20 protein-coding genes and 7 pseudogenes are annotated in these 24106 nt (G+C 32.0%); 19 read left to right on the forward strand and 8 right to left on the reverse strand.

Annotated features, from left to right (window positions below; genetic code table 11):
* Positions 1–163 precede the first annotated feature (163 nt).
* The 4 genes and pseudogenes from AC0L0O_RS20030 to AC0L0O_RS20045 all read left to right on the forward strand — a co-directional run.
* Positions 164–508: pseudogene (locus AC0L0O_RS20030) on the forward strand (VOC family protein); the annotation flags it as partial.
* A 1167-nt stretch (positions 509–1675) separates the two neighbouring features.
* Positions 1676–2401, forward strand: a complete 726-nt coding sequence (locus AC0L0O_RS20035; RefSeq protein ID WP_473785969.1) for a hypothetical protein — start codon at positions 1676–1678, stop codon at positions 2399–2401.
* 332 nt (positions 2402–2733) lie between these two features.
* Positions 2734–3369, forward strand: a complete 636-nt coding sequence (locus AC0L0O_RS20040; RefSeq protein ID WP_473785970.1) for a hypothetical protein — start codon at positions 2734–2736, stop codon at positions 3367–3369.
* Positions 3369–4004: a hypothetical protein gene (locus AC0L0O_RS20045; protein WP_473785971.1), complete on the forward strand. Its 636-nt coding sequence runs from the start codon at positions 3369–3371 to the stop codon at positions 4002–4004. The genes AC0L0O_RS20040 and AC0L0O_RS20045 overlap by 1 nt, the downstream gene beginning before the upstream one ends.
* A 50-nt stretch (positions 4005–4054) precedes the next feature.
* On the opposite strand, the gene AC0L0O_RS20050 is transcribed toward AC0L0O_RS20045, so the two are convergent.
* Both AC0L0O_RS20050 and AC0L0O_RS20055 read right to left on the reverse strand, forming a co-directional pair.
* Complete coding sequence (locus AC0L0O_RS20050; protein ID WP_473786120.1) at positions 4055–4633, reverse strand: hypothetical protein; 579 nt, start codon at positions 4631–4633, stop codon at positions 4055–4057.
* A gap of 19 nt (positions 4634–4652) precedes the next feature.
* Complete coding sequence (locus tag AC0L0O_RS20055) at positions 4653–5237, reverse strand: hypothetical protein (RefSeq protein ID WP_473785972.1); 585 nt, start codon at positions 5235–5237, stop codon at positions 4653–4655.
* Between the two features lie 125 nt (positions 5238–5362).
* Here AC0L0O_RS20055 and AC0L0O_RS20060 point away from each other — a divergent pair, with 125 nt between their 5' ends.
* Together AC0L0O_RS20060 and AC0L0O_RS20065 are read left to right on the forward strand one after the other, a co-directional pair.
* A complete protein-coding gene (locus tag AC0L0O_RS20060; protein WP_473785973.1) occupies positions 5363–5746 on the forward strand; it encodes a hypothetical protein in 384 nt (127 codons plus the stop codon).
* Positions 5747–5763: 17 nt separating this feature from the next.
* Positions 5764–6402, forward strand: coding sequence for a nuclease-related domain-containing protein (locus AC0L0O_RS20065; RefSeq protein ID WP_326043036.1), 639 nt, complete (start codon positions 5764–5766; stop codon positions 6400–6402).
* 523 nt (positions 6403–6925) lie between these two features.
* Here AC0L0O_RS20065 and AC0L0O_RS20070 read toward each other — a convergent pair.
* The 3 genes from AC0L0O_RS20070 to AC0L0O_RS20080 all read right to left on the reverse strand — a co-directional run bounded on the left by AC0L0O_RS20070 (position 6926) and on the right by AC0L0O_RS20080 (position 8891).
* The gene (locus AC0L0O_RS20070) at positions 6926–7372 is read right to left on the reverse strand and encodes a hypothetical protein (RefSeq protein WP_072180979.1); all 447 of its coding nucleotides are present in this window, start codon (positions 7370–7372) and stop codon (positions 6926–6928) included.
* Between the two features lie 693 nt (positions 7373–8065).
* Positions 8066–8275: a hypothetical protein gene (locus AC0L0O_RS20075; protein ID WP_003171438.1), complete on the reverse strand. Its 210-nt coding sequence runs from the start codon at positions 8273–8275 to the stop codon at positions 8066–8068.
* Between the two features lie 187 nt (positions 8276–8462).
* A complete protein-coding gene (locus tag AC0L0O_RS20080) occupies positions 8463–8891 on the reverse strand; it encodes a stress protein (RefSeq protein WP_326043035.1) in 429 nt (142 codons plus the stop codon).
* Positions 8892–9233: 342 nt separating this feature from the next.
* Between AC0L0O_RS20080 and AC0L0O_RS20085 the strand changes: the two are divergent.
* A pseudogene (locus AC0L0O_RS20085) lies at positions 9234–9386 on the forward strand (nuclease-related domain-containing protein); the annotation flags it as partial.
* A gap of 315 nt (positions 9387–9701) precedes the next feature.
* Here the strand turns inward: AC0L0O_RS20085 and AC0L0O_RS20090 are convergent.
* Positions 9702–10940, reverse strand: a complete 1239-nt coding sequence (locus tag AC0L0O_RS20090) for an AraC family transcriptional regulator (RefSeq protein WP_326043034.1) — start codon at positions 10938–10940, stop codon at positions 9702–9704.
* Positions 10941–11284: 344 nt separating this feature from the next.
* On the opposite strand from AC0L0O_RS20090, the gene AC0L0O_RS20095 reads away from it, so the two are divergent.
* From AC0L0O_RS20095 to AC0L0O_RS20130, 8 genes and pseudogenes are all read left to right on the forward strand, one after another.
* Positions 11285–14092: an insecticidal delta-endotoxin Cry8Ea1 family protein gene (locus AC0L0O_RS20095; RefSeq protein ID WP_326043033.1), complete on the forward strand. Its 2808-nt coding sequence runs from the start codon at positions 11285–11287 to the stop codon at positions 14090–14092.
* Between the two features lie 186 nt (positions 14093–14278).
* Positions 14279–16108 (forward strand): phosphatidylinositol-specific phospholipase C domain-containing protein, encoded by a 1830-nt coding sequence (locus AC0L0O_RS20100; RefSeq protein WP_326043032.1) that lies wholly within the window; start codon positions 14279–14281, stop codon positions 16106–16108.
* 121 nt (positions 16109–16229) lie between these two features.
* A pseudogene (locus tag AC0L0O_RS20105) lies at positions 16230–16480 on the forward strand (topoisomerase C-terminal repeat-containing protein); the annotation flags it as partial.
* A 461-nt stretch (positions 16481–16941) separates the two neighbouring features.
* Complete coding sequence (locus AC0L0O_RS20110; RefSeq protein WP_153597159.1) at positions 16942–17583, forward strand: thermonuclease family protein; 642 nt, start codon at positions 16942–16944, stop codon at positions 17581–17583.
* A gap of 55 nt (positions 17584–17638) precedes the next feature.
* A complete protein-coding gene (locus tag AC0L0O_RS20115) occupies positions 17639–17839 on the forward strand; it encodes a hypothetical protein (protein ID WP_086420044.1) in 201 nt (66 codons plus the stop codon).
* A 68-nt stretch (positions 17840–17907) separates the two neighbouring features.
* On the forward strand, positions 17908–18195 hold the full coding sequence (locus AC0L0O_RS20120) for a hypothetical protein (protein WP_326043031.1): 288 nt from the start codon (positions 17908–17910) through the stop codon (positions 18193–18195).
* A gap of 41 nt (positions 18196–18236) precedes the next feature.
* Positions 18237–18674, forward strand: a complete 438-nt coding sequence (locus AC0L0O_RS20125; RefSeq protein WP_242277924.1) for a disulfide bond formation protein B — start codon at positions 18237–18239, stop codon at positions 18672–18674.
* Between the two features lie 78 nt (positions 18675–18752).
* Positions 18753–19046, forward strand: coding sequence for an ArsR/SmtB family transcription factor (locus tag AC0L0O_RS20130; protein ID WP_473785974.1), 294 nt, complete (start codon positions 18753–18755; stop codon positions 19044–19046).
* Positions 19047–19523: 477 nt separating this feature from the next.
* Here the strand turns inward: AC0L0O_RS20130 and hfq are convergent, their stop codons facing one another.
* The gene (hfq, locus tag AC0L0O_RS20135) at positions 19524–19709 is read right to left on the reverse strand and encodes an RNA chaperone Hfq (RefSeq protein WP_048529230.1); all 186 of its coding nucleotides are present in this window, start codon (positions 19707–19709) and stop codon (positions 19524–19526) included.
* A 273-nt stretch (positions 19710–19982) separates the two neighbouring features.
* Between hfq and AC0L0O_RS20140 the strand changes: the two are divergent.
* A pseudogene (locus AC0L0O_RS20140) lies at positions 19983–20181 on the forward strand (ABC transporter ATP-binding protein); the annotation flags it as partial.
* 283 nt (positions 20182–20464) lie between these two features.
* The gene (locus AC0L0O_RS20145) at positions 20465–20971 is read left to right on the forward strand and encodes a GNAT family N-acetyltransferase (protein ID WP_473785975.1); all 507 of its coding nucleotides are present in this window, start codon (positions 20465–20467) and stop codon (positions 20969–20971) included.
* 92 nt (positions 20972–21063) lie between these two features.
* Here the strand turns inward: AC0L0O_RS20145 and AC0L0O_RS20150 are convergent.
* Positions 21064–21752: pseudogene (locus AC0L0O_RS20150) on the reverse strand (IS4 family transposase); the annotation flags it as partial.
* A gap of 309 nt (positions 21753–22061) precedes the next feature.
* Between AC0L0O_RS20150 and AC0L0O_RS20155 the strand changes: the two are divergent.
* Positions 22062–23006 (forward strand): annotated as a pseudogene (locus AC0L0O_RS20155) (metal ABC transporter substrate-binding protein); the annotation flags it as partial.
* 18 nt (positions 23007–23024) lie between these two features.
* Positions 23025–23663, forward strand: a pseudogene (locus AC0L0O_RS20160) (ZinT family metal-binding protein); the annotation flags it as partial.
* Positions 23664–24106 lie beyond the last annotated feature (443 nt).

Genomic DNA, 24106 nt, shown 5'->3' on the forward strand with positions numbered 1-24106 from the left:
TTACAAATAAAGATGTTGAAATATGTCAGTCATGTTATTCAGTTAAATGGCAATTTTCTTAAATGATAGAAAGGATTATTTGTAAGTAAATTGAAGTTGATTCAGAAGCAGTTATTAAGTTAGCATCTGGACGTACTACTCACTATTAAGGAGGAAATTGATTATGAGCAATACACAGACATTCCGAGGACTAACGACAGTCAGTTTGTGGACAAATAATCTAACAGCGGCAAAGAAGTGGTATGCCGAACTATTGGGCTTAGAACCATACTGCGAACGTCCTGGATATGCCGAGTTTCGCCTTGACGATTATTAGCACGAACTGGGCCTGATTGATAGCCGCTACGCACCTAATGGTTCAGCGACCGGTCCAGCAGGTGCTGTAGTGTATTGGCATGTCGATGATGTAACAGCCACATTCAAAAAGCTGTTGTCTATGGGAGCAAAAGAGTGCGAGGCACCAACAGAGCGAGGTGAGGGATTCATTACTGCTTCTTTGACACTCCCACGGCTAAAGCCGCAAGCTGACTAACGTCAGTGGGATTCTTACTACCAAAGGCGAAGTCCATTTCTGGTATCGCTGACGTGCAAGATTGCGGTGTGCCATCACCACTTCCACAACAGACCATATAGGTTCGTGGGCTACGGTACTGTGACCATACCGTACAGATTGTTGGTTCTCAAATGTTTTTACGTCTTGTTCTTGACGACTTAATACATTTTACGGAGTAGAAGAATTTGCTACTCCAACCTCATATGTATTCTGTTTTCAGAGAACAGTCGTTTTAAAGTCTTTTGCATGACTATGAATAGAGTATACCATGTTTTGCTATGCAAAAACGATACTTTCATCCCACGTCTAAAGACGGACTAAAGTCCTGTGTGGGCTTTCTCGTATCATAAGTTCTGTAATGTGTTAACTTTAATTAAAACTTCTTGAAATATATAACGTTATTATATAATATATAGTTGTATTGCTAGTTTGATTGATTCCGTTTATTCCCACACCTTTTTGTGTTGTGGTTGAGTTGTAGAAGCAAGTTACGTCTTGTTTCAATTGTGAAAGGGCTTCTTTGAGCCGATTAGTGTATATATAGCTTATTTTGCTATGCACATTTTTAATCGACTTGAAGAAGCCTTTTTTGTACTGTTTTCAAGTTCGCAGGCTAGGTTATGAATCTTAACAAACTACAAGAAAGAGGAGATATGAAAATGAAAAAAGATAACATTTGGACAGTATTAGATGATTCAAAAGAGCAGGAAACAAGACAGTAATCCAAAGAGCTGGATGATATATTTGCTGGAAGGGATGCGCTATCTAAAATTACAGGTGAAGAACTGCCATTTTAATAAAAACTAGGTAGTTTACTGAGGGGAAAAGGAAGAACTGAGTGATGTATATACTTGGATCTTCCTTTTTTATTGCAAAAAAGAACTGGGGGGTAATTATTATGAGTGTAGGAAATGTTTTAGTCGTGAGATTTTATCTACCCACACTAATAGTAGGGAAACACTGAATGCGGATAAGCGTATGCTTGTACATAAACAAGATTTTGTATTCTAGGATAAATGGATTGTTGAAGTAGATACTTCTCAAAAGAAAGGGAATGAAAAAGCAAAGTAATCGATGCGTAATTTGAATTCGATTTATTTGCATAATGGAGAGGGGAATACCATGGTTACAAACATTTTCATCGGTCTATTTTGTTATGTATTTTTTGTAGTTTGTAATTCAAGAAAAAAATTTCTAATAGAAGAAGCCAAGAGGGAAGAAAAAGAAAATACACCGGTAGAACGTCCCGTTTATTGGTGCCCGAGAGAAAATAGACCTATTGGTAGGGAACAAGAGCGTATTACTGTCCTAACAAAAGAAATCACCTTAGAAAAAGATGTAGCAGGTATATATGATTTAGTTGCTATTACTGTTCAAAAGAATTTGGATGAAGAATTCAGTAATAAGTTAGAACAGGAAATTGATGCTGAAGTAGTGGAGTATGTTAAGAGTTTTCACTATACTCCTGCTTCTGAAACAGTATATGATACCTCATTTCCGAGTGATGAGGATATAACATTTTACAGCAATATGGATACACTAGAGGAATTATTAGGATATGAAGATACATTTCCTGAACTAGAACAGCTGAAAATCCCACAAGAAACAGCACATGCTACTTCTGTTCAAAATTTAGTGTCAGAAGAGAAAGAATTTCAGGTTGTGATATGGGCGGCTAAATTGGTAGAACGAGAGCAAGAATTCACCTGCGTCATAAACATATCTAATAACAAGGGCTATTGGATTCATACAGGGGGAGAAATATTACCAGAAAATCAACTGCTGTATTTAGAAGTGAAAATTGATTCATCGTATTCCTATACATTAGTTAGATGGAGTGGTAGATAACTAGGAAATATCTAAATGTATTTCCTGGTTGTATTTTCTTAGTTAAATAGCATGAAAAACAGCATTTTCTCACTCATTTGTACAAGGGTAAATTTTTTTATTTTTGTACAAATGAGTGAGATAGAATGATTCACTATATTAGGATATTCTACTATAATGGAACACTGTACGTCATTGTGATATTAAAATGTTTTGAGATTGAAGTGATTAACAGTCTTAAAACAGGAGAATTGAGAACTCTTCGTAATATTACAATGCTTTAAATAGATAGCATCAAATCATGAGAAGTGTATGAAGAATTATTTTATCAAAGTAAATAGGAGTGATAATATATGGCAATCGATCATATAAGCAACAACGTAGTAGAAAAATTAGAACAAACGGTGCGCTATGAAAAGAAACAAATCCAGGTATTACGTGTAAGTAAAAGTAAAAGTAGCTCTAATATACATGCTTACATGATTTTTCCGGAATTCTCAGAGGTTAAAATTTCAAATACCGAACTGGATGAATATATAGAAAATCTATCAATAAGCTTGAAATATGTCATTGATCGGAAGTTGAGTCAACAAGAAATTGAAAAACAAAATCATTCTTTCATTATGACATGTGCAGTTGAGGAGGATGGAGTGATAGATGATGAAACAATTCATTTTAATACGACGTATGTCAAACCACCAACAATTGCAAATAAAGTATTTAAGTTAGTGTGTGGATTAGGCAATCGCTTAGATAGCTTAAAAGAGTTACATATTACAGTATTAAATAATAATATTAATCGAATTGAAATTGAGTTTTACAATGAAAATGAAACATATGTGGCAGTAGAAAAAGAAGAAATTGCAAATGCAATTATGGGGGCATATACAAAAGCAAATATCTATTATGCAGCAGACCTATATTATGTTGCAGAAGGAAATCAAATCAAATTAAAGAGCGTTAAACCAAAATTAGCGGGTGATGTGTGATGAAACAAGAAAAAGGGATGATAGGAGTCTTATGTATGCTTGTTTTAATGGTTTTACTTCTTACCCCCTTACAAGCAGCTCAGGCTTCTGTAAAAGTAGATTTTAATAAATTGAAGGGGAACGATGTTTCGTCATCCTTTAAAGAGGGATTAAACAATCGAAAGAAAACAACTGAGAAAGATGATTCATTTGGTTCATCAATCATACAAAAAGTTGAAGGTATGTATGCACCGGCTTTTAAAGTAGGAGTAAATATCTTTTCTATTTCATTTATATTAGGCGTTATTGTCATGGTTATGGCATTAATTACAAAGAATGGTCAATGGATGAAGTGGGCAACCGGAAGTATGATTTTCTCATTTATTAGTATGATGTTTATGAGACTAAGTGTGTATTTTCTGTTCAGTTCCGATGTATTTTCGTTTATGAACATCTTTACGGATTTTTTAGACCTGTTTAAAGCAACAGCACTTATTTTCACACCATTTATGTTAACCACGGGTATTCGTTTAAGAAAAATTCATGAGAGCACGAAACAGCCTGAGTATTACCGTTGGTCCAATCGTGTCATAACGGGCTCTTGTTTGCTGTGTATGTTAGCTGTACTCGCTCCATGGCTATTTGCTAATATGTAAAGAACCTTATATAAGGATGAAAAAGGTACTGAATCTACATTCAGTACCTTTTATCTACCCATTAGGTTGTTTCTTTCATATTCTTCAAAGACTTCTTCTGAAATTGGCGATAGTATGCCGCTCAAATACACAGCGGTATATAAAAAGTATTGCTCATCCCTTGTTTTAATTGTATGAGTACCGTGTTCCTCATTGTTTGGAATAATTCGTTCAATTTTGAGTTGTTTTTTATCACAAATGATCTCTTTTACTCTATATAAATTATGTATCGGTAAACGATCAATATACAAACAAAGGTACTCTAGTAGAAATAGAATAACAGTCATTTGTAGAATGAAAGCAATCTTTAATAGAGTTGGTATGGATGCAAATAATACTAGAAATATAGAGACCAAGAAAACATTTAACTTTGAAAACCACTTTTCGTTTTGATTTAAAGAAATAATACTTTTCTTATTCTGAAACACCTGGAACCTCGTTATAAGAAAAATAATTGCAAAGATTCCTTCATAACTAAACCAGGTTTTCCACTCCGTATCAGTAAGTTCTAGCAATATATATATGATACCGGTAGATACGAGCAGTGGTACCAGCTGTACCAAACTAAATAGTATGGTATGTTCTAACATTCTTTTCTTGTAGATACGATTAGTAATTGAATCCAAGTTTCTTAACTCCTTCTGCAATTTTCATGATGACACCACCAATAAGAAGATGGTATTCGCCAATTCCTTTTTCATTTACGTACCAACACATATAGTGCCGGATACCATCTTTTGCACCATGGTCATGTAAAGGGAAAGGAGATGCGTATTTTTTAGATGACATATTATTATCAACGAAAGGTACCTGTTCTGCAAGTGCAAAACGTTTCTTCGAATCATTTATAATCCAACAACCATAGTTTACTGACCCATACCATATTGCGTCTTTATGAATTGGATCAATAGAAGGTTGTGCTGGATAGCTTTCAGCTAGTATTTGCGCTTTTTCTTCGCGAAGTTGCTGATGTATGTGTGAATTTAATGGATCTTCCGTTCCGATTTCATAGGTTTCCTCAAAATTCCCACACTCATAAGGAACAAGAGGATTATTTGAATCAGCTGCTAATTGTAGACTGCAAGAATCTGATTTTGAAAGATAGTATACACAGTCTTTGCAAGTGAAAAAGTTTGAAAAAGCTGAATCTGTTTCTTGTTCTGTTACGGTATTATCTACTACAAGTTTTAACACGTCTATCACAATCCTTTTTAAGCTAGTTCGTAAATTAATATAGACGTATCATATCATGCTTATAAATAAATGTAAATATTTTCCAAATAAAAATAACCTTATTAATTTTGAAAGGACTGTTTGTATTGAATAGAAATCGAGAATATATTGCTTTGCGAAATTCTATATTAATAGGCTGGTTACTGACATGCATCGTAATAGGCTTATCTATCTATTTTTCTTCTGTTGTTTATTTATTAATCGGATGTTTCATTCTATCGTTAAAATACGGATTAATGGGTACCGTGAAAAATGTGGAAAAACGTTTGCCTACCTGGGCCAACTTTGGCGTCATTGAAAAACCAGTAAATAGAAGGGTGACCAGACCTTTTCAGTTTCGAGGTGGGCTCCTTGTTTCATTAGCATTAGGATTCGTAGAGATGGTGATAAAAGGCTTATGTATCTCATATTTTATTTTAGGATTAGAAACACATGTATTTCGTTTAATGCGCAGAAACGCAAGGATGTAAAAAGGGGGGCTTCTATTATGAAAGTGTTGATATTTGAATTAATTCTCATTGCGGTTCTGATTCCGTTGAATATTGTTGTAAAAAAACATGTCCCAAAATGGAAAGGGAAAGTGGGAGAAAAATTAGTAAAACGTATATTAAGTAAATTGGATTCAAAAAGTTACTATGTGTTACATAATGTGACGGTTTATACGGAGTATGGTGATACAACGCAAATTGACCATATTGTTATCGCGGAAACCGGTGTATTTGTTATAGAGACGAAAAACTACGAGGGATGGATCTACGGAAATGAGAAATCTGCAAGGTGGACACAGGGTATTTTTAGAAAGAAATCCTCTTTTCAAAACCCATTTCGCCAAAACTATAAACATATAAAAGCCATTGAATGGTTAATAGAACAACAGCTGCCGTGTATCTCTATTGCAGCGTTCCATCCAAAATGCAGTCTAAAAAGAGTAAATGTTCATTCTAAAGAGAAACATGTCCTGTATTATAACGATCTACAAAAATGTATTGAATCATATACTGACGTGCAACTAACAAATGATGAGATCCAGCACATCTACCTAACAATATTGCGAGCGAACATTATGGATAAGGATATTGAAAAGAAACATGTGAAGTATTTACATAATAAGTTCGCTAAACAATAAGAAATGGGGAGAGAGACATGTTATATGTAATAGGGTTCTTAGTAATCTCCATAGTAGCTATTCGTCTTAACATGAAGTATTACAAGTTAAAAGGAAACAAAAAAGATTTTGTGATGAAAAAGAATGGTTAAAAAATATATTTTAGAAATAAAAAGTGTTATAATTATTGTAAATTAATATAGTGATATTATGTTGCAAAAGGACACACCTACGCTATGGTTATGCGTAGGTGTGTCCTTTTTTGTTTAAGGAGGAAAAAGTTATGGGGAAAACATTATTTATTGCAGAAAAACCAAAAGTGGCCAATGAAATTATAAAATCACTTTGATTCTAACTTTTAAAAGGAACAGACACCCTAAGATGTTGATTTGAAATAAAGTCGTACCGTTTAGAAAAAAGATGTACCGTTTAAAATAAAGTTGCACCGTTTTAACCCTTTGGATTATGTTGTGTCCAAAGGGTTTATTTATCGAAAAACAGTATTCCACAAACGGGCCATTTAATCCCAGGCGCCGGACGTCTTTTAATTACTGGCGACGAGATTTACCGTATATACTACCTCGATTTTGTGGCCCTCGGTAGTGTTATAGAGCGTAGGGAATGTTTGGAACCCAGCGATATCGTCAAATGGTACCTTTTTGCTGTACGGGCCAAAATATCTCAACTCTTCAGCGTTCCCGGAGACAACATAGTGTTGCGTCAGGTCGTACTGAAAGACCAACATTTGGTTAAGATGCCCTTCGCTCTCCTCGCCGAAGTAATGTACTGTAAGTCGCTTATTTACGCCGATAGTCCGACTCTGTCCTGGCGGAATGTCCATTGGCCCATCGTATAGGGTCTCTGACTGAAATATCTGATCATCGTCTACAGCGCGGACAATCCTGCCCCAAATAAAGCCATCTGGCGAGACGTGCTTAGAACCATAGTTTCTTATAGTTGCGATTGAGACGTCAATAATCTTGGTTGACATAGGTACCCTCCTAAAATGTTGTGATCAAACTACACGCATTTGCCCGTGGAGGAAAAGATTTACAATCGGTCTTTACTTCCATGCCAACCCAGCGCCTTTATTTTGTCGGCAATGATATGTAACTCCCCGTTCTGCATGCGGACGACGTCTTCAAGTAATATGCCCTGAGGGTTCAATTCGTATTCCCGGGCGTAAAAGGAATTTCTCTCTTTTATAATCTTGGCATTGGTTTATCTCTTTCCAATGCCAAGATTTTTTATTGTTTTCTTGTATTATTGTGTTGTAAAGTAAATAGGTTATAAATGGACTTGTCCCTCCTGTAACGCTATTCTACGAACAACTAAGTCAGAAATGAACATAATCTTCGGTGATTGTGATATTCCCTTTGAGATAGAAAATTAGTTATAGCAGGGAAATAGAGGACTATATCTTCTATTTCCTATTTTCGGGAGAAAAAAAGCAATTAGGTAGTTCATCTCGAAGTGGTATGTTATTCCATTAAAGGGCGCGATTGTGGAGCAATATAGATAGGAAATGATCAAACTTTTTTATAAAAGAATGAGTCAATTGAAAATATTAAGAGCGTGTTTTGATCAAACTTTTTTCAAAACACGCTCTTTTCTATGAACGTTTATCAAGGTTATTAGTATTAATTTGATCAAACTTTATTTTAAAGCAACATAAGATACCTGTTTACCCTGTAACAAATATAAATACATAGTACATGAAAAATAATAGAGATAGACTTGCAATTCTGCCAGCAATCGACTCTTTCATAAATTTCATAAGTATAACTTTGACAATTAATGCTAGGAATAACGGTATAAATAGTACCATGGCAAGTTTGATTGCTATGTCATTCATAACTGGACTTAATGGCTCGAAATTAATTATGATATACACCTCATTTACTTATAATTACTATATATTTATAATATAATTTATATTACTTTGTCCATAAGAAAAGACACTCATTTGAGTGCCTTTTCTTCGACTTGATAACCACTTTAAATTTAATAAGATGTATACGAGCTACCATCCAAATATAATCATATCATATTTTCTGAAAAATGAAAGCGGATTCCTTAACTTACTTAATTATTTTGTCCATTACTTCTTTATATTTGTTAAATTGGGCATCTTCCATGTCACCATTCATTTGTAAAAGAAAATTACCTTTTGCGTAAGTATGAGAGAATAACATATGATTACCGTTACCTAAATCGTCATAGTACTTTTTCGCTTGTTCAAGATCTTGTTTGTTTTTAAACTCAAATATTCTACCACCACTATCTTCTCCTAGTACTGGTACAAGAATGCGTTTCGCATCTTTTCTAGTATTCCCAAATTCTTTTTCCGGTAGATCACTAGGCTGTTCTGCTTTAAGTCCTGCAGCCTTAAATTCTTCAATTACTTTTCCTACTGTAACATCGCTAGCCACCGATTTGATGCTATCACAGGCTGCTAAACCAAATAATAGCAAAGTACCAATAAGAAATACTGATAATTTTTTTAACATATTTATGCGTTCCTCCTACTGTAGATAAATCCTTCGATATCATAACACAATATACATTTATAAAATGTTATATATTGCCGAACGGATATTTATATGGCAAATTTTTTTCGAATTAGAATAATATCCTTACATTTATGATAAACAATCGTCTTCTCTTTAAATATTAAAACATTAGTTCCGTTACGAGTGGGACAGGGTACTACATTTTAGTATGTATTTTAATGCAGCACAAATAAGGATAAAAGCAAAACAGAAATGTACCCTTTTGCTTAGTATATTTTTTAATAAAACGGTGACGTGATATATTTGAGCATAGCTGTAAGAGTAATGAAATACCTGATATCTACAAAATGTATTAAGTCATATACTGGTTTGCAACTAACAAATGATGAGGTCCAGCATATCTACCAAACAATATTGCGAGCAAATATTACGGATAAGGATATTAAAAAGAAACATGTGAAGTATTTACATAATAAGTTCGCAAAACAATAAGAAATGGAGAGAGGGACATGTTATATGTTAATAGGGTTTATTGTATTGTAATCTCTGTAGTAGCTATTCGTCATAACATGAAGTATAACGATCTAAAAGGAGATCCAAAAGAATTTGTAATGAAGAAAAATAAGTAAATTTGCTATATAAACTTTTAAATTAGAAGATAAAATGAATGCGGTCACACATTATTAAAATGGAAATAAAAGTGGGTTCTTTAACTTACTAAAGTATTTAGGTCATAAGAATTCAAAACTACATCAAATTCTTTGTTACATGTAGTTTTGAATTTACTTATCTATTATATTTAAATGTTTAGCAAATAGTGTGTTGATCTCGATATTGTTTTGGAGTAAATCCTGTGTATTTTTTAAAAACTTTATTAAAATAACTTTGGTTATTAAAATTTAGAAAAGTACTAATTTCCAATAAAGAATAGTTAGTTAAAGTTAAAAGTTTCTTTGTTTCTTCAACTTTTTCTCTATGAATATATTCACTTATAGATATTCCAACCTCTTTTTTAAATAGTGTAGATAAGTACATGGGATTCTTATTGGTAATATGTGAAAGTTGTTTGAGGGATATTTCTTGATATATGTTTTTAGAAATATAATTTTTACAATCCATGATGGTTTTTGAGTAATTTTGATTTTGATATCTTTTTACACAATCCGTAAAAATACAAAAGGCTTCTTCAATTAATTGTCCTATAGATTTTATATCTTTTAGTTTTTCAAGACTTTCTATGTAAAAATCACTAATTGTAAAGGCTTTATCAGAAGGGACACCACCTTCAATTGCATATCTAGTAGCTACCGCAATCCCAGCGATGGCCTGATTTTTTCGATTTCTCAATTCGCTATTAGAGCACAACACTCCAACTCGCTCAATAGGAAATGAATGCCAAGTCTTTAATAATTCTTCTTTATCTCCTTTTTTTATTGTTTCAAACATTTGTATGGACAATGGGATTTCATTACGTAAAACAGTATTCTGATGACAAATTGAAATTTGTAAATCAATTTCCTTATCATTACATATAGGTTTATTTAACAAACGGTTTCTATTTGCAACTGTATTGAAATTTAATTCTTTTTGATAAATTAGGTAATATAATAAAGTGCTAATATTTAACAATTTTTTCTTTTTTATAACTGGGGTTAACTGATAGTAATTCAATACTGTTTTCTTATTTAAAGTAACATGAAAATCATTCAGCAATCGTTCTATCTTCTTTTCTAAAAGTTTCGAGTATGTAGATGGTCCGATAATAAACGTTCCATCCGTACCTCCATACTTTTCAACATGAATTAAAATGTAATTTTCTAAATATTTGTTCGTTCGGATAATAGGGAAATTAACAAAGTCATTCTCTACATAAAGTTCATCTAATTGTTCGATTGTAGAAGAATAAAAAGGGTTTGGGATATCATTAAAACTATATTTATGAAGGATATTTTTATTTTTGTCTAAAAAACGAACAGGAATCTCAAATGTCTGAAATATTAAAAGGCAAATATATTCTTTATTTATTGAGTAATCATCTTTTCTCATAATTGCACCTCTTAGAATCGTGATAACTTTATAATTTTTATAAATTTCATCTACTTTATGTTAAAAAATACTAACTTAATATCACATAATTACTAAATTCAAGTAAAAATCGTTATATTTTTCTAATTATATTATCAAAAAAAAGTTTATATAGCGTGTAATATTTGAAATGAAGAGTATGTAATAATGCATATGTGTTACTTACTCTTTATTTATTTAGCAAGGGAATTCTAATAAATAATTTATCAGGAGTGATGAATGTGCTTAGTAACAGTATGGTACCTTATAATGTCTTAAGGAATATAAACATGCCCACCATATCGGGTACTAGGTGGGATAAAGAAATGTTTAGCAGTGCGCTTGATAATACCTCTGTTCTTTTAAATCTTATCGAAAAAGGGATTAATGAGGGCGATGATCTGTTAGGCTTGTTCAGTTTTATTGGATTAACTGCATTAGAAGCGATTCCTATTGTGGGTGGAGCTTTGTCTAAACTTATTTCAATAATCTTCTTCTCGTCAAAACCTAGTATTAGTTACCAAAAAATATGGGAGGAATTAGTTAAAGCAATTAATCAAATAGTTGATAAAAAAATAGAAGAAGCACTTGTATCGGAACTAATACAAGAATTATCCGGTTTTGCTAATGTGTTAAAAGAATATAGAGATGCCTATGATTTATATAATGGTAAAAGAGTTTTTGAAATACCAGATAATCAAACACCTGGGGAATTTTTAGTAGCTGTATTTACTTCAGCAAATCTGCAATTTCTACAAAGAATACCGAGATTCCAAAACCCTAAATTTGATGTAGTATTTCTTCCATTCTTTGTTCACGTTGCAGAGATGCATATTCTTTTAATTAGAGATGCAGCAATACATGGTTTAGAGTGGGGAATGGATGTAAAAATACATCAGAAATTCAAAAGGGATTTTAAAAGTTATATAGGAGAATATACTGCTTATTTGTTGAAGATATACAAAAAAGGATTGAAAGAAGCATCAGAAAGAGAACTAAAAGATAAAGATTTTCCAACAACTAGAGACAAAAACCATTATATTAATACAGTCAGATGGAATGTAATTAATCAATATAAAAGAGGGATGACTTTAACTGTCTTTGATTTTGCTTATAGATGGAAATATTATCAGGAGGATTATCAAAATAATATAACATTAAATCCAATTAGAACAATTTATTCAGATATTGCTGGTTCAGTATATCCTTATGAAAAAACTACAAATGAAATCGATATTACTATTAAAGACCGTAATCTTAAATATCGTGGATTATTAAAAAAATTACAAGTTTATCATGCGGAGAGAATTGATAGTATACAAAGCACTTATTTAAGAAATCATGAAATAATTAATGGTAATAAAATAGGTGGGAATGGTGGGAGAATATCATCACTTGATTTAGAAGATCACATAAATAACCCTCTAATACAAGTAAATATGTGGTCCGAATTAGTACCAATTTCTCTAGGGTTCAAATTTTATAATGAAAAAGAACAAAATATTGGAGGGGGTTCTTGGTGGCCTAATCCCCATAAGTTTGGTGCTTATCACTTTGTAGGAAATAAAGTATCCTCTATTATAGGTTTCGGAAAAAATGAAACTGGTGGATTTAACTCACTAGATGCAATGGCAGTTGGTTTTAAGTTAGATGATTATGATTCTAAAAATAGATTATTTGGTATAAATAAAAATGGTGAACCTGTCACCAAAGTAATAGATGCAGGAAATTTTTACAAAGAAAATTTTAAATCAAATATACATGTAGCCGATGAACCAATCTTTGGAGATGGAATTTTACAATTTACAAATTACTCAAGCCATCAAAATCAAGATAGCTCTGTGACGTATCAAATTGATGTTGATATAGAAGGAATTTATCAATTACACACAATTATAGGTGCAAAGAAACAGAGAGATAAATTATCAATAAAGGTAATTCTTAATGATGAACAACAAGAAAACTTAATAACTGATTACTTTGATAGTAGTAATACTTGGACTGGAATGTCATTAAACAATGAATGGGTTTATAAAAGAGTATTAATAGGGAATTTTCATCTTAAGAGAGGAATAAATAACATTACTATTCACAATAGTATCCTTCAAGCTTCAGCAAATATAAAAACATGGAATCTAGGTTCAATTGAATTAACTATGGATCCTAATAGTATAAAAGACCCTGATGTGACAACTTTATATGATAGAGATAATTATGCTGGAACAAAAAGGTTTATTTTTGAGGATACAAGACGTTTGATTGATTTCAATGATAGAACATCTTCAATAAAAGTTGGTTCTTATGTACCAGGCCTTAGATTTTATGAACATTATGATTATAGGGGAGATTTTATTGATCTTGGGAGTGGGGAGAAATTAAGCTTAAAAAATCATAAGCTTAATAAGAAATTATCATCTGCAAAGTTTGCTAATTTAGTCTTATATCAAGACGATGATTACAAAGGAGAAAAGACACTAATTTTTCATGACATTCCGGCTCTAGCAGATTTTAATGATAAGACATCTTCATTAATTGTTAGTCCTAATGTATCTAGTACTGTTAGACTATTTGAACACAATTTTTATAATGGTGAATATATGGATGTTTCAGGAGGACAAAAAATTAGTTTAAAGGGGCACAATTTGAATAGAAAAATAAGTTCAATTAAGTTTTTAAAAGAGCATGAAGATTTTAATGGTTTATATGAAATTGTTACAGCTATAAATAATAAAAGTGTTGTAGATTGGTCAAAAGATAAAAATTCGAATGTTCATTTATGGGAACGGCGTAATCAAGATAATCAAAAGTGGTATTTTAAATATGATAGTAAAAAACAAGCTTTCCAAATTATAAGTAAGGCTGATGAATATGAAGTGCTAGCTTGGAATGATTTTAAAAATTCAATGAATGTATTTGCTACATATAATTCAAAGAAGGATGAACATTACTGGATATTAGACTATTTAGGAGAAGGTAATTATCTAATTAGAAATAAAAAGAAACAAAATCTTGTGTTAGATGTTGATGGACATAAAACTGCAAATGGCACAAATATTAAAGTAAATGAGCAACATGCTTTAGATAATCCATCGCTAGAAGCGCAAAAATTCAAGATAAATCTTGTGGATAATTAATAGTTACTTAATTTTTAAATATTCTAATGTAAGCTCTAAATTCGTTATTATTTTTTGCGGCAAGTATTGTTATTGATTAAGTAATACTGCCTATATATTGAATTTGTATATTAAATTAAATAAAGTTAATTTGTTTTTTAATTCATTACAAATTATTAAAGTAACTAATATTCTAGGAGTGGTAATATGACATATATGAATAAAAAAATGGGTAAAAGCATAGTACTTTCAGAATGGATGCGGAAAATACCAGATTCATGGACACTAGCACAATTGTCGATTCCAGGGACACATGACAGTGGTACTTTTAAGTTAAGTGAAGGTTTGATAAACAGAATATGGGCAAAGACTCAAAATCGGGATTTTACTGAGCAGATGCTTATGGGTGTGAGATTTTTTGATATCAGAGGGCGTGTAACTGATGATAATACAATTGTTCTACACCATGGTTCTATATATCTAGAGGTAACACTCCATCAATTCATTAATACTGCGAAAAAATTTTTAAAAGATTATCCAAGTGAAACCATTATTATGTCCCTCAAAGAAGAATATAAAGCTATGCCAGGAGCGGAAGATACATTTGTTGATACGTTTGAAAAAAGATACTTTAAAGACTCTATCTTTTTGAAAAAGGAGGGAAATATAACAATGGGAGATGCCCGCGGAAAAATTGTACTACTAAGAAGATACAAGGGCGGTAATATGACAGGAGGTTATAGGTATTTTGGGTGGGCTGATAACAAAACATTTACTTCTACTACAAATGGAAATATAAAAGTAACTGTGCAAGATCAATACGATGTTAAAGAAGATGTAAAGAAAGATGCAATTAACAATATGTTAATTGATTCAGTAGCCAATAACCTTAATCCTAATCATATTCATATAAATTTTACTAGCGTATCTTCTGGTGGTACAGACTGGAGTAGCCCGAAACATTTTGCTTCTATTTTAAATAGTTGGACTGCGGCAAATGTAAAAAAATTGAGGGCCAAATCCGGTTGGGTTATTATGGATTATGTTGGAGATGAGTGGAATCCTAAACTTTATTGGGATGTTATAGACACAAATTTTCATCTTCCAAATAGATATAAAATAAAAACAGCTTTAAACGGTACAAGCGGTGTTGATGTTTCAGTCACTCGAGATCCAAATGGAAATAGGAATGTACATTTGTATAATGAAAACCCAAGTAAAAGACATCAATGGGACCTTCATTATGATAGCCTTTACAAAGCATATCAAATACATTGTGTAGAGGAACCTAATAAAGTAGTAGCTTGGAATGGCGATATTGAGTCAAGAAATGTATTTATTACAGAAAATAAGGACAAAAAAGAATATTATTGGATATTAGAGAATGTAGGAAATGACTATTGTATTATAAAAAATTACAAAAATCCTGATCTTGTATTGGATATTCAAGGTGGAAAAACAAACAACAATACTAATATTCAAGTACACGAAAGAAATGAAACAAACGCTCAAAAGTTCAAATTTAAGCCAGTAATAATACAAAGCGTATACAAAATAAAAACAGCTTTAAATGGTACAAGTGGTGTTGATGTTTCTAGCGCTGGAGATAAAAATGTACACCTGCACCGAGATAACTCTGTTACAAGATCTCACTGGGAGTTTCACTATGATAAACATAAAGATGCCTATCAAATTGTTAATATAGGGTTTGAAAACGAAGTAATGGCATGGAATGATTTTAAGCAATCAAGAAATGTATTTGTTACAAAAAATCAGCATAAAGATGAACATTATTGGATATTAGAGGATGTAGGAGAGGATTATTATCTTATAAAGAATTACAAAAATCCTGATCTTGTATTGGATATTGATGGTGGAAAAACAAACGACTTTACTAATATTCAGGTATATAAAAGAAATGGAACAAATGCTCAAAAGTTTAAATTAGTTAAAGTAGATGTAGATTTAGCGACATCATATCAGCAGCAAAATCCATTAGAACAAGAATTTGAAAATAAATTACAGTTAAATAGTTAATTTATATACCTTTAACAAGTAATGTAAGACCACCATGCCTTTACATATAAAAAGACATGGTGGTCAAAACTTACTATGGAAAATTTATATAATCCATCAACTGAATCACCTTCTTCTAATTGATGATTGTACTGTAGGAAAATGTCCTTTTTGCCAAGGAAGGGTAATTATAGGGAAAATGACTTATTTATGTGAACATTATAAAAATCCTTGTGAATTCATTGTGTCTGGAACCATTTTGAAAAAGAAAAAAACTAGCGGGCAAGTAAAAAATTTATTAGAGAAGAATATGACCGATACAATCTCAGGATTTGAAAGTAAGAAAAAGCAGGAAAATTCGATGCAAAATTAACCTATAATGTACAAAAATAACGTATTACGTTTTTAAAGAATAAAAAGAAATAACATCTTAAAATCTTAAATTTCATATATAAAATTAACAAGAACTATGATATGATGAAAGTAACAAAATACTTCTAAAACTATCTTGCAAAAGGACACACCTACGCATATATATGCCATAGGTGTGTCCTTTTTTATGTATTTTTAAGATTTCAAGACTCAAAAGGGGGATTTATATTGTGTACCACTAGTGTAGCATCTACTAATGTTTCTTTTGGGAAATTGAAAAGTCAGGAAGAGAATGAAAAAAGCATGGCGTCAATATGCCCGAATTGTAAGAAACGTTCATTTAAAGAACTATATAATGATTATCCAAAATGGATACAGTTTTGCCTATGTTGTAATTATCGAGAAGTAAATACATTGGAAAGTCCGTTTGTTTATTAGACGTAGCTATTTACGTATTTTAAGTAGGAGGAAGAAATTTCGATATGAAAATATGGATTAAAGCTATTTGTATAACATCATTCGTATTTCAAATGTCAGCATGTAGTAGTTCGACGCAAATGAATGATTCAAAACCTGCTCAAACAGTACAAAAGGGAATGCAACAGCACGTAGAAGGGAAAGGTATTGTTAATATCCCAGAAGCTTATAAGGGGAAATTAAAAGGCTTAGAGACAGTTAATGGGAAGGTAATACATATAAAGGACGGAGATACGATAGACGTGAATGTAAAGGGGAAGAAACAAACGGTAAGGTTGCTGTTATTAGATACCCCTGAGTCTGTATCTCAAAAAATCCCACCACAAAAGATGGGAAAAGAAGCCTCTACCTTTTTAAAGAAACAGCTAGAAGGGAAAAGTGTAACATTGGTTTATGATCGGGGACCAAAAGAAGACAAATACGGTAGGAAATTGGCTTATGTATTTTGTGATGGAACACACATCAATGAATTAATGATCAAGTCGGGTTATGGGATTATAGCCTATATTTCTAGACCAAATACTACATTTCTACCTGAAATGCTAGAAGCAGAAAACGAAGCAAAAGAATCAAAGGCTGGTGTGTGGAGCATTAAAGGCTTTGTAGATGAAAAGAACCGGCATTATAAGCGTAATGATGCAGCATAGCACCCTAACTAATGCATTGCAATACAAATATTTCTGCAAAATGGAGGTTTTTTGAATGAATGAAAACAAAAGAAATATGCTCTTATCCTTTATCATTTCAATTTTATTTATTTTCGTGAGCCTATTGCCATTTAGTAATAATGAATATGTATATGTTATCTCCAAAATTGGTGCTGCAGCTGGTGTAATAAATATTGTGATGATGAGCGTTTTCTTATATTTTCAAAGCAAAAAAACAAGACATTTATTAAATTAAGACTTAATAGTTTTCCTTACTCGTATCTTTTCAACCTCGGTAAGGAAAACCGTAAAGGAGTGTAAATGTTGAGTCAAGTACCTGGATTTTTGAAGTTTGTTTTAGCGAAAGAAAGACGGTATGTATATTTAGCTGTAGCAGAAAAGAAAAATAAAAGGGTACATACACATATTGTATATGGATTTGGTCCGCTAGAAAAAGCATTAGAAACCATGTACGAAATGTTTGATGATTTTGAGAATCTTTTCCCTCTAGAATTAAAAGAGAGGGGATACGATTGGGAAGATATCAACGATTGGATACTTTCTATTGAAACAGGGTACTCGAAACACGGAAATAAACTAGTCATATATTAGCAAGTGTTTTGCATTTAAAAAACAGGTGAGGCGAAAATAAGATGTCAATCATTCAAAAGTATCACATTGCAATTGCTTGGACGATAGCTACTAGTGCAATGCTTATAAGTTTAATTTTTAGTGAATGGATGAAGCTGCCTCCATGTGATTTGTGCTGGTATCAAAGGATGGCCATGTATCCATTAGTATTAATATTGGGTATAGGAATGTATAGAAAAGATCCATATGTAAGTACATATGCATTTCCATTTGCATGTATTGGCCTATTAATAGCCGTTTATCAAATCACAATTCAGGCTTTTCCAACAAGTGAAATGAAGATATGTTCAGTAGGTGTTTCTTGTACAGAAGATTATTTGAATTTGTTTGGCTTCATCTCGATACCTATGCTATCTTTTGTTGGATTTCTAGCCATCATAATGCTTTTATATATTAAACCTGATAGAGAGACAAAAGATCGAGCGACAAAGTGTTTATGAAATATATATTTAAACAAACTAAAAATACTCATAAATTGATAATAAAAACAAAAAGAAATAAAAAAGGAGAAATAAAAAATGACAACAATACAAGTAAGTAATGAAATGTGCAAAATTCCAGAAGCGGATGTAGAATTATTAAAGATTATGGCCCATCCAGTTAGATTACAGATCGTGAAAGAACTAGAACGTCGCAAAGTTTGTAATGTAACAGAGTTAACAGATCTATTAAAAGTACCGCAATCAACCGTATCTCAGCATTTATCTAAGATGCGTGACAAGATTTTACGCTCGGAAAGAAAAGGGTTAGAGATGTACTATCATATTGCGAATTCCAAAGCATGCCAGATTGTTAGTGTGTTAGATTTATAAATAACTTAAACTAAATAGTAGGTTACAGAAATAAACATAAAAAAAGGGCAGCTATGCCAGGCTACTCTTTTTTTATTTGTGATTTTGCATATATTTGCGCGCATTTAGTATAGCAAACATTTTTCTTTTCTATCAAATAAAAAGAGCCTGTATGCATAGGCTAAAATTACGTATGAAAAAGAGATCATGATACTCAATCTCTTTTTCATACAAGGGTTAGGGATTAGTTGCTATTCGACTCATACTCATTTTATGTTTAATGGTTAGAATATTCAATCTAATTATTTATTTCTCAATATGTTTTATTTGTTTTTATATTATAATATACTTAATTCTTTTTATTTATGTATCTCTTTATATTTTCCTGGGGTGAATCCTTTTAATAAGGATTCCTTTTTTATTGTTTCATATAATATAATTCAAATCTAATTTTAAAGTGGAGAATATTAATAATGAAACATCAAAATTTACGGTATTTTATATAGCGACCGTTGAAATTGCTTGTTTATATAGGAATTGTTGCTTTCCATTGCTGGAGATCAGCACTGAAAATTTATCCACAGCAATAATGATTCCAGGTATTCTAACTCCGTTGATTAGGATAATATTTACTATTTTTTGTTCCTCAATTAATTTTTTATAAAAATTGTCTTGTGTATACATTAATAGTTTCCTCCTCTCTTTAAATATTCTAATCTTTTTAAATTCTTCTTATGAATATAAGAGGAATGGAGTAATTATAACATTTCTAGGATGGATTTTTATAAAAAATAAAAGCCCTTACAATGAAGTATGAACTGTCCCCCGAATCATGGACACTTAATAAAAGCCCCATGATTTGGGGTGTTTGTGTATTCTTATCAAAAAAACCTCGCTAAAGAAGAGAATTTTTAGAATAAAAGTAAACATATTCTTTATACTCAGCAACGTTCATTTAATTTAATTCAATTAAATAGCGTATACCGACAACGTGTAGTAATTGCTAGGGCACTATCTTGCTATGTTGTTTTATTTATTGCTGATGAACCACAGCAAATAAACTTATTGAGTGTTCCAGGAACTCGCGCATAAAGAAGTTAATTGTGTAATTGTTGTTATGCATTCTCAAGAAGTTTTAAAAAATCAAACTGAGTAGTTTATTTAAGTGAATAGAAGTTAGAATAGTTAAGGAAAAGGATACTTTCGTTTTCAATTAACATAATTTTCAAAAATAAAATCTAAGGATGTTAATATTTGTTATATAATATAGTTGTCAAAGTACTACCCCTGTAGTTTCTATGATGAATCGGTAAGATAGTTTATTTGTCCCATATATTCACCTGCTTTAAAAAACTTGTAGAGATTCCTGCAAGTTCTTTTTTTTAGGATTAAATGTGAATCTGAAATAAAGTAACGATTTTTTGAGGGGAGAAAAGTAAATGTTTATAGAAGCAGAAAGATTACTAATACGAAAATTTGAATTCAAGGATTGGGAAGCTGTTCATGAGTATACATCAGATAGCAATGTTATGAAATACATACCTGAAAGGGTTTTCATCGAAGAAGATACAAGAAACTTTGTAAATAAAAATATGGGTGAAAATGCTAAGAACTTTCCTGTGATACTAATAGATGAAAATATCCTGATTGGTCATATTGTTTTTCATAAATATTTTGGTGAGCATACTTATGAGATGGGTTGGGTATTCAATCCTAAATATTTCAATAAAGGATATGCTTCTGAAGCAGCACAAGCTACATTGAAATATGGGTTTAAGGAAATGAAATTACATAGAATTATAGCTACATGTCAGCCAGAAAATACCCCATCATATCGAGTGATGGAGAAAATTGGAATGAGGAGAGAAGGCTATTTCAGGAAGTGTATACCCCATGGAAATGAATGGTGGGATGAATATTATTACGCTATTTTAGAAGAAGAGTAGTGTTTCAGAGTGCATTATTTAAATCAAAATCACAATTTAAATTGTGATTTTGATTTTTGAGAATCGCTTGGTGTATAAAATCGTTAAAACATGCCATTGTTGAAGTATTCTGGCTCAGGGTTTTTGATATAAATCCGTGTATTCAGCTTCAACCGCGAGATGTAGTAAACTCCTTTATCATGAATAGTTTGTAAGTCTCCTAAATCAAAGTAACCAAGATCTCGTAAACACAAATCGCCCGCCTCTATGGTTTCAAGGCAGTTGGTACCGTATGTTTTATCATTATTCTTTCCTGATCCAAGCTGCACGTTAAGGAATTGACCACTAAGCAAATCATATTCTAATTGAATTTTCACGCCTGCCGTATTACTACTCCCACCGCAACCTTGATAGTCAGTGGCGAATTGATTAGGCAACTGAAATACTGTTGCATCTAGAATACGGATACGATTGAAAGTAGAGATTATATGTGCAGAAAGTGAGTGATTTGAACAGAGTTTTTGTGTGAGAAGAGAAGTAAAGACTTCTCGAAGAAAGGCGACAGCTGCTGGATTAAAGCGTTGATTCAGTCCTTTTGGGCTCATTAGTACCCCCAGTAGAAGCTTCTAACCGACTGCACAATTGTGCTAGCGATTTCCTGACTGAGCCATACGCAAAGGGCAATGAGTTCGTTAGCTTGATATTTACTGGATTGCTGTACAAAGCCAACTTGTCTGGCGATGTCTTGTAGGACTACTGGAGATAGAAAGCATTGTAATTCTTCAGAAAGCGAGAAATCCATAAAAAAACGCCATCCTTTCCTATGATTCTACAGAAAGAATAGCGTATTTTTTCATTCTAGGGGGTATTTCTTTTTATTAGCTTGATAGCGATGTGGAAGGCTAAAAAATACTAAAAACTAATACCATTCTTTTTAATAAGTTGATAACAAACGTAAATCGTAATGATTATTATTTATTGCGAATTTCGAAAAGATGTATTATACTAGGTTCGCAAACTAAAACGTAATCATTACGTTTTGTGTTGAAAGGATATTTTCTTCATAGAATTGGAGGAAATAAACTTGGAAAAAAGAAAAGAGGAGAATTTCATGCCAAAGAATTTAACTATGTTTTCATTCCTACTTATTTTCACTTTAATTTTTGCTGGATGTTCTAATAAAAAAGAAGATGCAGTAAAAAAAGAGGAGAAACTTTCTGTGTATACAACTATTTTCCCACTTGCTGATTTCGTAAAAAAAATCGGTGGTGACTATATAACGGTTAAAGCAATCTATCCACCTGGTGCAGATTCTCATACATTTGAACCAAGCCAAAAACAAACAGTGAAAGTTGCAAAAGCCGATTTATTCATTTATAACGGTGCAGAATTAGAACCGTTTGCTGAAAAAATGGAAAAAACATTACAAAAAGAAAATGTTAAAATTGTAAATGCATCAAGAGGCATCGAACTGCGTGCCGCAACCGAAGATGAACACCATGATCATGGAGATGGACATAAAGAACATGAACATCATCACGATAAAGACCCACACTTGTGGTTAGATCCTATACTAGCTATGAAACAAGCTGAAAAAATCAAAGATGCTCTTGTAGAAATACAGCCTGATCATAAACAAGAATTCGAAAAGAATTTTGCAGCACTTCAAACTAAATTTACAGATTTAGATGATCAATTCAAAGCTGCTGTAGCAAATGCAAAAACGAAAGAAATTTTAGTTTCCCATGCAGCCTATGGCTACTGGGAACAACGCTATGGTTTAAAACAAATTCCTATTGCTGGGATTTCAGCTTCTGATGAACCATCTCAAAAAAAGCTTGCTGAAATTACAAAAACAGTTAAAGAATACGGTCTAAAATACATTTTATTCGAAACGTTTTCTACTCCAAAAGTAGCATCAGTTATTCAGAAAGAAACTGGTACAAAAATTTTACGCTTAAATCACCTTGCTACTATTTCTGAAGACGATGCGAAGAGCAATAAAGATTACTTCACTTTAATGGAAGAAAACGTGAATACTTTAAAAGAAGCAACACAATTCGCATCAGTTGCAGAAAAACCTTCTGAAAAGCAAGAGCAAACAACTGAAAGTCATACACATGAAAATGAACACGATCACAGTCATAACCATAGTCATGCTCATGATAAATCAACAGAAAGAATTTTTGAAGGATATTTTGAAGACAACCAAGTGAAGGATCGACCACTTTCCGATTGGAAAGGAGACTGGCAATCTGTATATCCGTATTTACAAGATGGAACGCTTGATGAGGTATTTGCTCACAAAGCGAAACATGAAGGTAAAATGTCAGCCAAAGAATATAAGGAGTATTATAATGAAGGATATCAAACAGATGTGAACCGTATCGTGATTCAAGGAGATACTGTAACATTCTACAAAAACAAAGAAGAATATTCTGGTAAGTATATCTATGATGGGTACAAAATTTTGACATATGATGCAGGGAATAGAGGTGTAAGATACATATTTAAACTAGCAGAAAAAACAGAAGAGGTTCCTCAGTATATTCAATTCAGTGATCATGGTATTTATCCGAATAAAGCTGGTCACTACCACTTGTATTGGGGTGACAATCGTGAAACTTTATTTGATGAAATGATACACTGGCCTACCTTCTACCCATCGGATATGAATGGACATGATATTGTGCATGAAATGACGGCACATTAAATTAGGAGTCATGATAATTACTTCTTTGAACAAAGTATAAAATTCAAAGATTATCAATCTAGAATTATATTTTTTATAGTAACAAATGATTTAATGAGATTAGGAGTATAAAATAACTAAATATTTAACGATAGTAAGAGCGTGTTTTAATAACAATTTTTAAAACACGCTTTTTTATTTACTCTGTTATTAAGTTTATTCCAGATGTATCATTTACGCTTGAAATACTACAAATTACTTTTTTGTATTCAATCGCTTTAGCAAATGTAGAGTAATTTGAATCTAACTAATAGCATCTATCGTAAATGACATTATAGGAGTCACCCATAGCCGCCAAGCTAACAATCGATATATCCCAAAAATAAAAAATTTAAGCTTTATCCAGTAAAGTACTTCTAAAATTTTCGTTTTGGGGGTAATTGTTTTTCTTAGCTTGATGGGCA

Source organism: Bacillus sp. GS3m_15504, from assembly GCF_055825275.1.

Bases quoted from the DNA above. Each gene is read 5' to 3' on its own strand.
- AC0L0O_RS20035 (WP_473785969.1), top strand. From the start codon at position 1,676: ATGGTTACAAACATTTTCATCGGTCTATTTTGTTATGTATTTTTTGTA.
- AC0L0O_RS20040 (WP_473785970.1), top strand. From the start codon at position 2,734: ATGGCAATCGATCATATAAGCAACAACGTAGTAGAAAAATTAGAACAA.
- AC0L0O_RS20045 (WP_473785971.1), top strand. From the start codon at position 3,369: ATGAAACAAGAAAAAGGGATGATAGGAGTCTTATGTATGCTTGTTTTA.
- AC0L0O_RS20050 (WP_473786120.1), bottom strand. From the start codon at position 4,633: ATGTTAGAACATACCATACTATTTAGTTTGGTACAGCTGGTACCACTG.
- AC0L0O_RS20065 (WP_326043036.1), top strand. From the start codon at position 5,764: ATGAAAGTGTTGATATTTGAATTAATTCTCATTGCGGTTCTGATTCCG.
- AC0L0O_RS20070 (WP_072180979.1), bottom strand. From the start codon at position 7,372: ATGTCAACCAAGATTATTGACGTCTCAATCGCAACTATAAGAAACTAT.
- AC0L0O_RS20080 (WP_326043035.1), bottom strand. From the start codon at position 8,891: ATGTTAAAAAAATTATCAGTATTTCTTATTGGTACTTTGCTATTATTT.
- AC0L0O_RS20090 (WP_326043034.1), bottom strand. From the start codon at position 10,940: ATGAGAAAAGATGATTACTCAATAAATAAAGAATATATTTGCCTTTTA.
- AC0L0O_RS20095 (WP_326043033.1), top strand. From the start codon at position 11,285: ATGTTTAGCAGTGCGCTTGATAATACCTCTGTTCTTTTAAATCTTATC.
- AC0L0O_RS20100 (WP_326043032.1), top strand. From the start codon at position 14,279: ATGACATATATGAATAAAAAAATGGGTAAAAGCATAGTACTTTCAGAA.
- AC0L0O_RS20110 (WP_153597159.1), top strand. From the start codon at position 16,942: ATGAAAATATGGATTAAAGCTATTTGTATAACATCATTCGTATTTCAA.
- AC0L0O_RS20115 (WP_086420044.1), top strand. From the start codon at position 17,639: ATGAATGAAAACAAAAGAAATATGCTCTTATCCTTTATCATTTCAATT.
- AC0L0O_RS20125 (WP_242277924.1), top strand. From the start codon at position 18,237: ATGTCAATCATTCAAAAGTATCACATTGCAATTGCTTGGACGATAGCT.
- AC0L0O_RS20130 (WP_473785974.1), top strand. From the start codon at position 18,753: ATGACAACAATACAAGTAAGTAATGAAATGTGCAAAATTCCAGAAGCG.
- hfq (WP_048529230.1), bottom strand. From the start codon at position 19,709: ATGTATACACAAGACAATTTTTATAAAAAATTAATTGAGGAACAAAAA.
- AC0L0O_RS20145 (WP_473785975.1), top strand. From the start codon at position 20,465: ATGTTTATAGAAGCAGAAAGATTACTAATACGAAAATTTGAATTCAAG.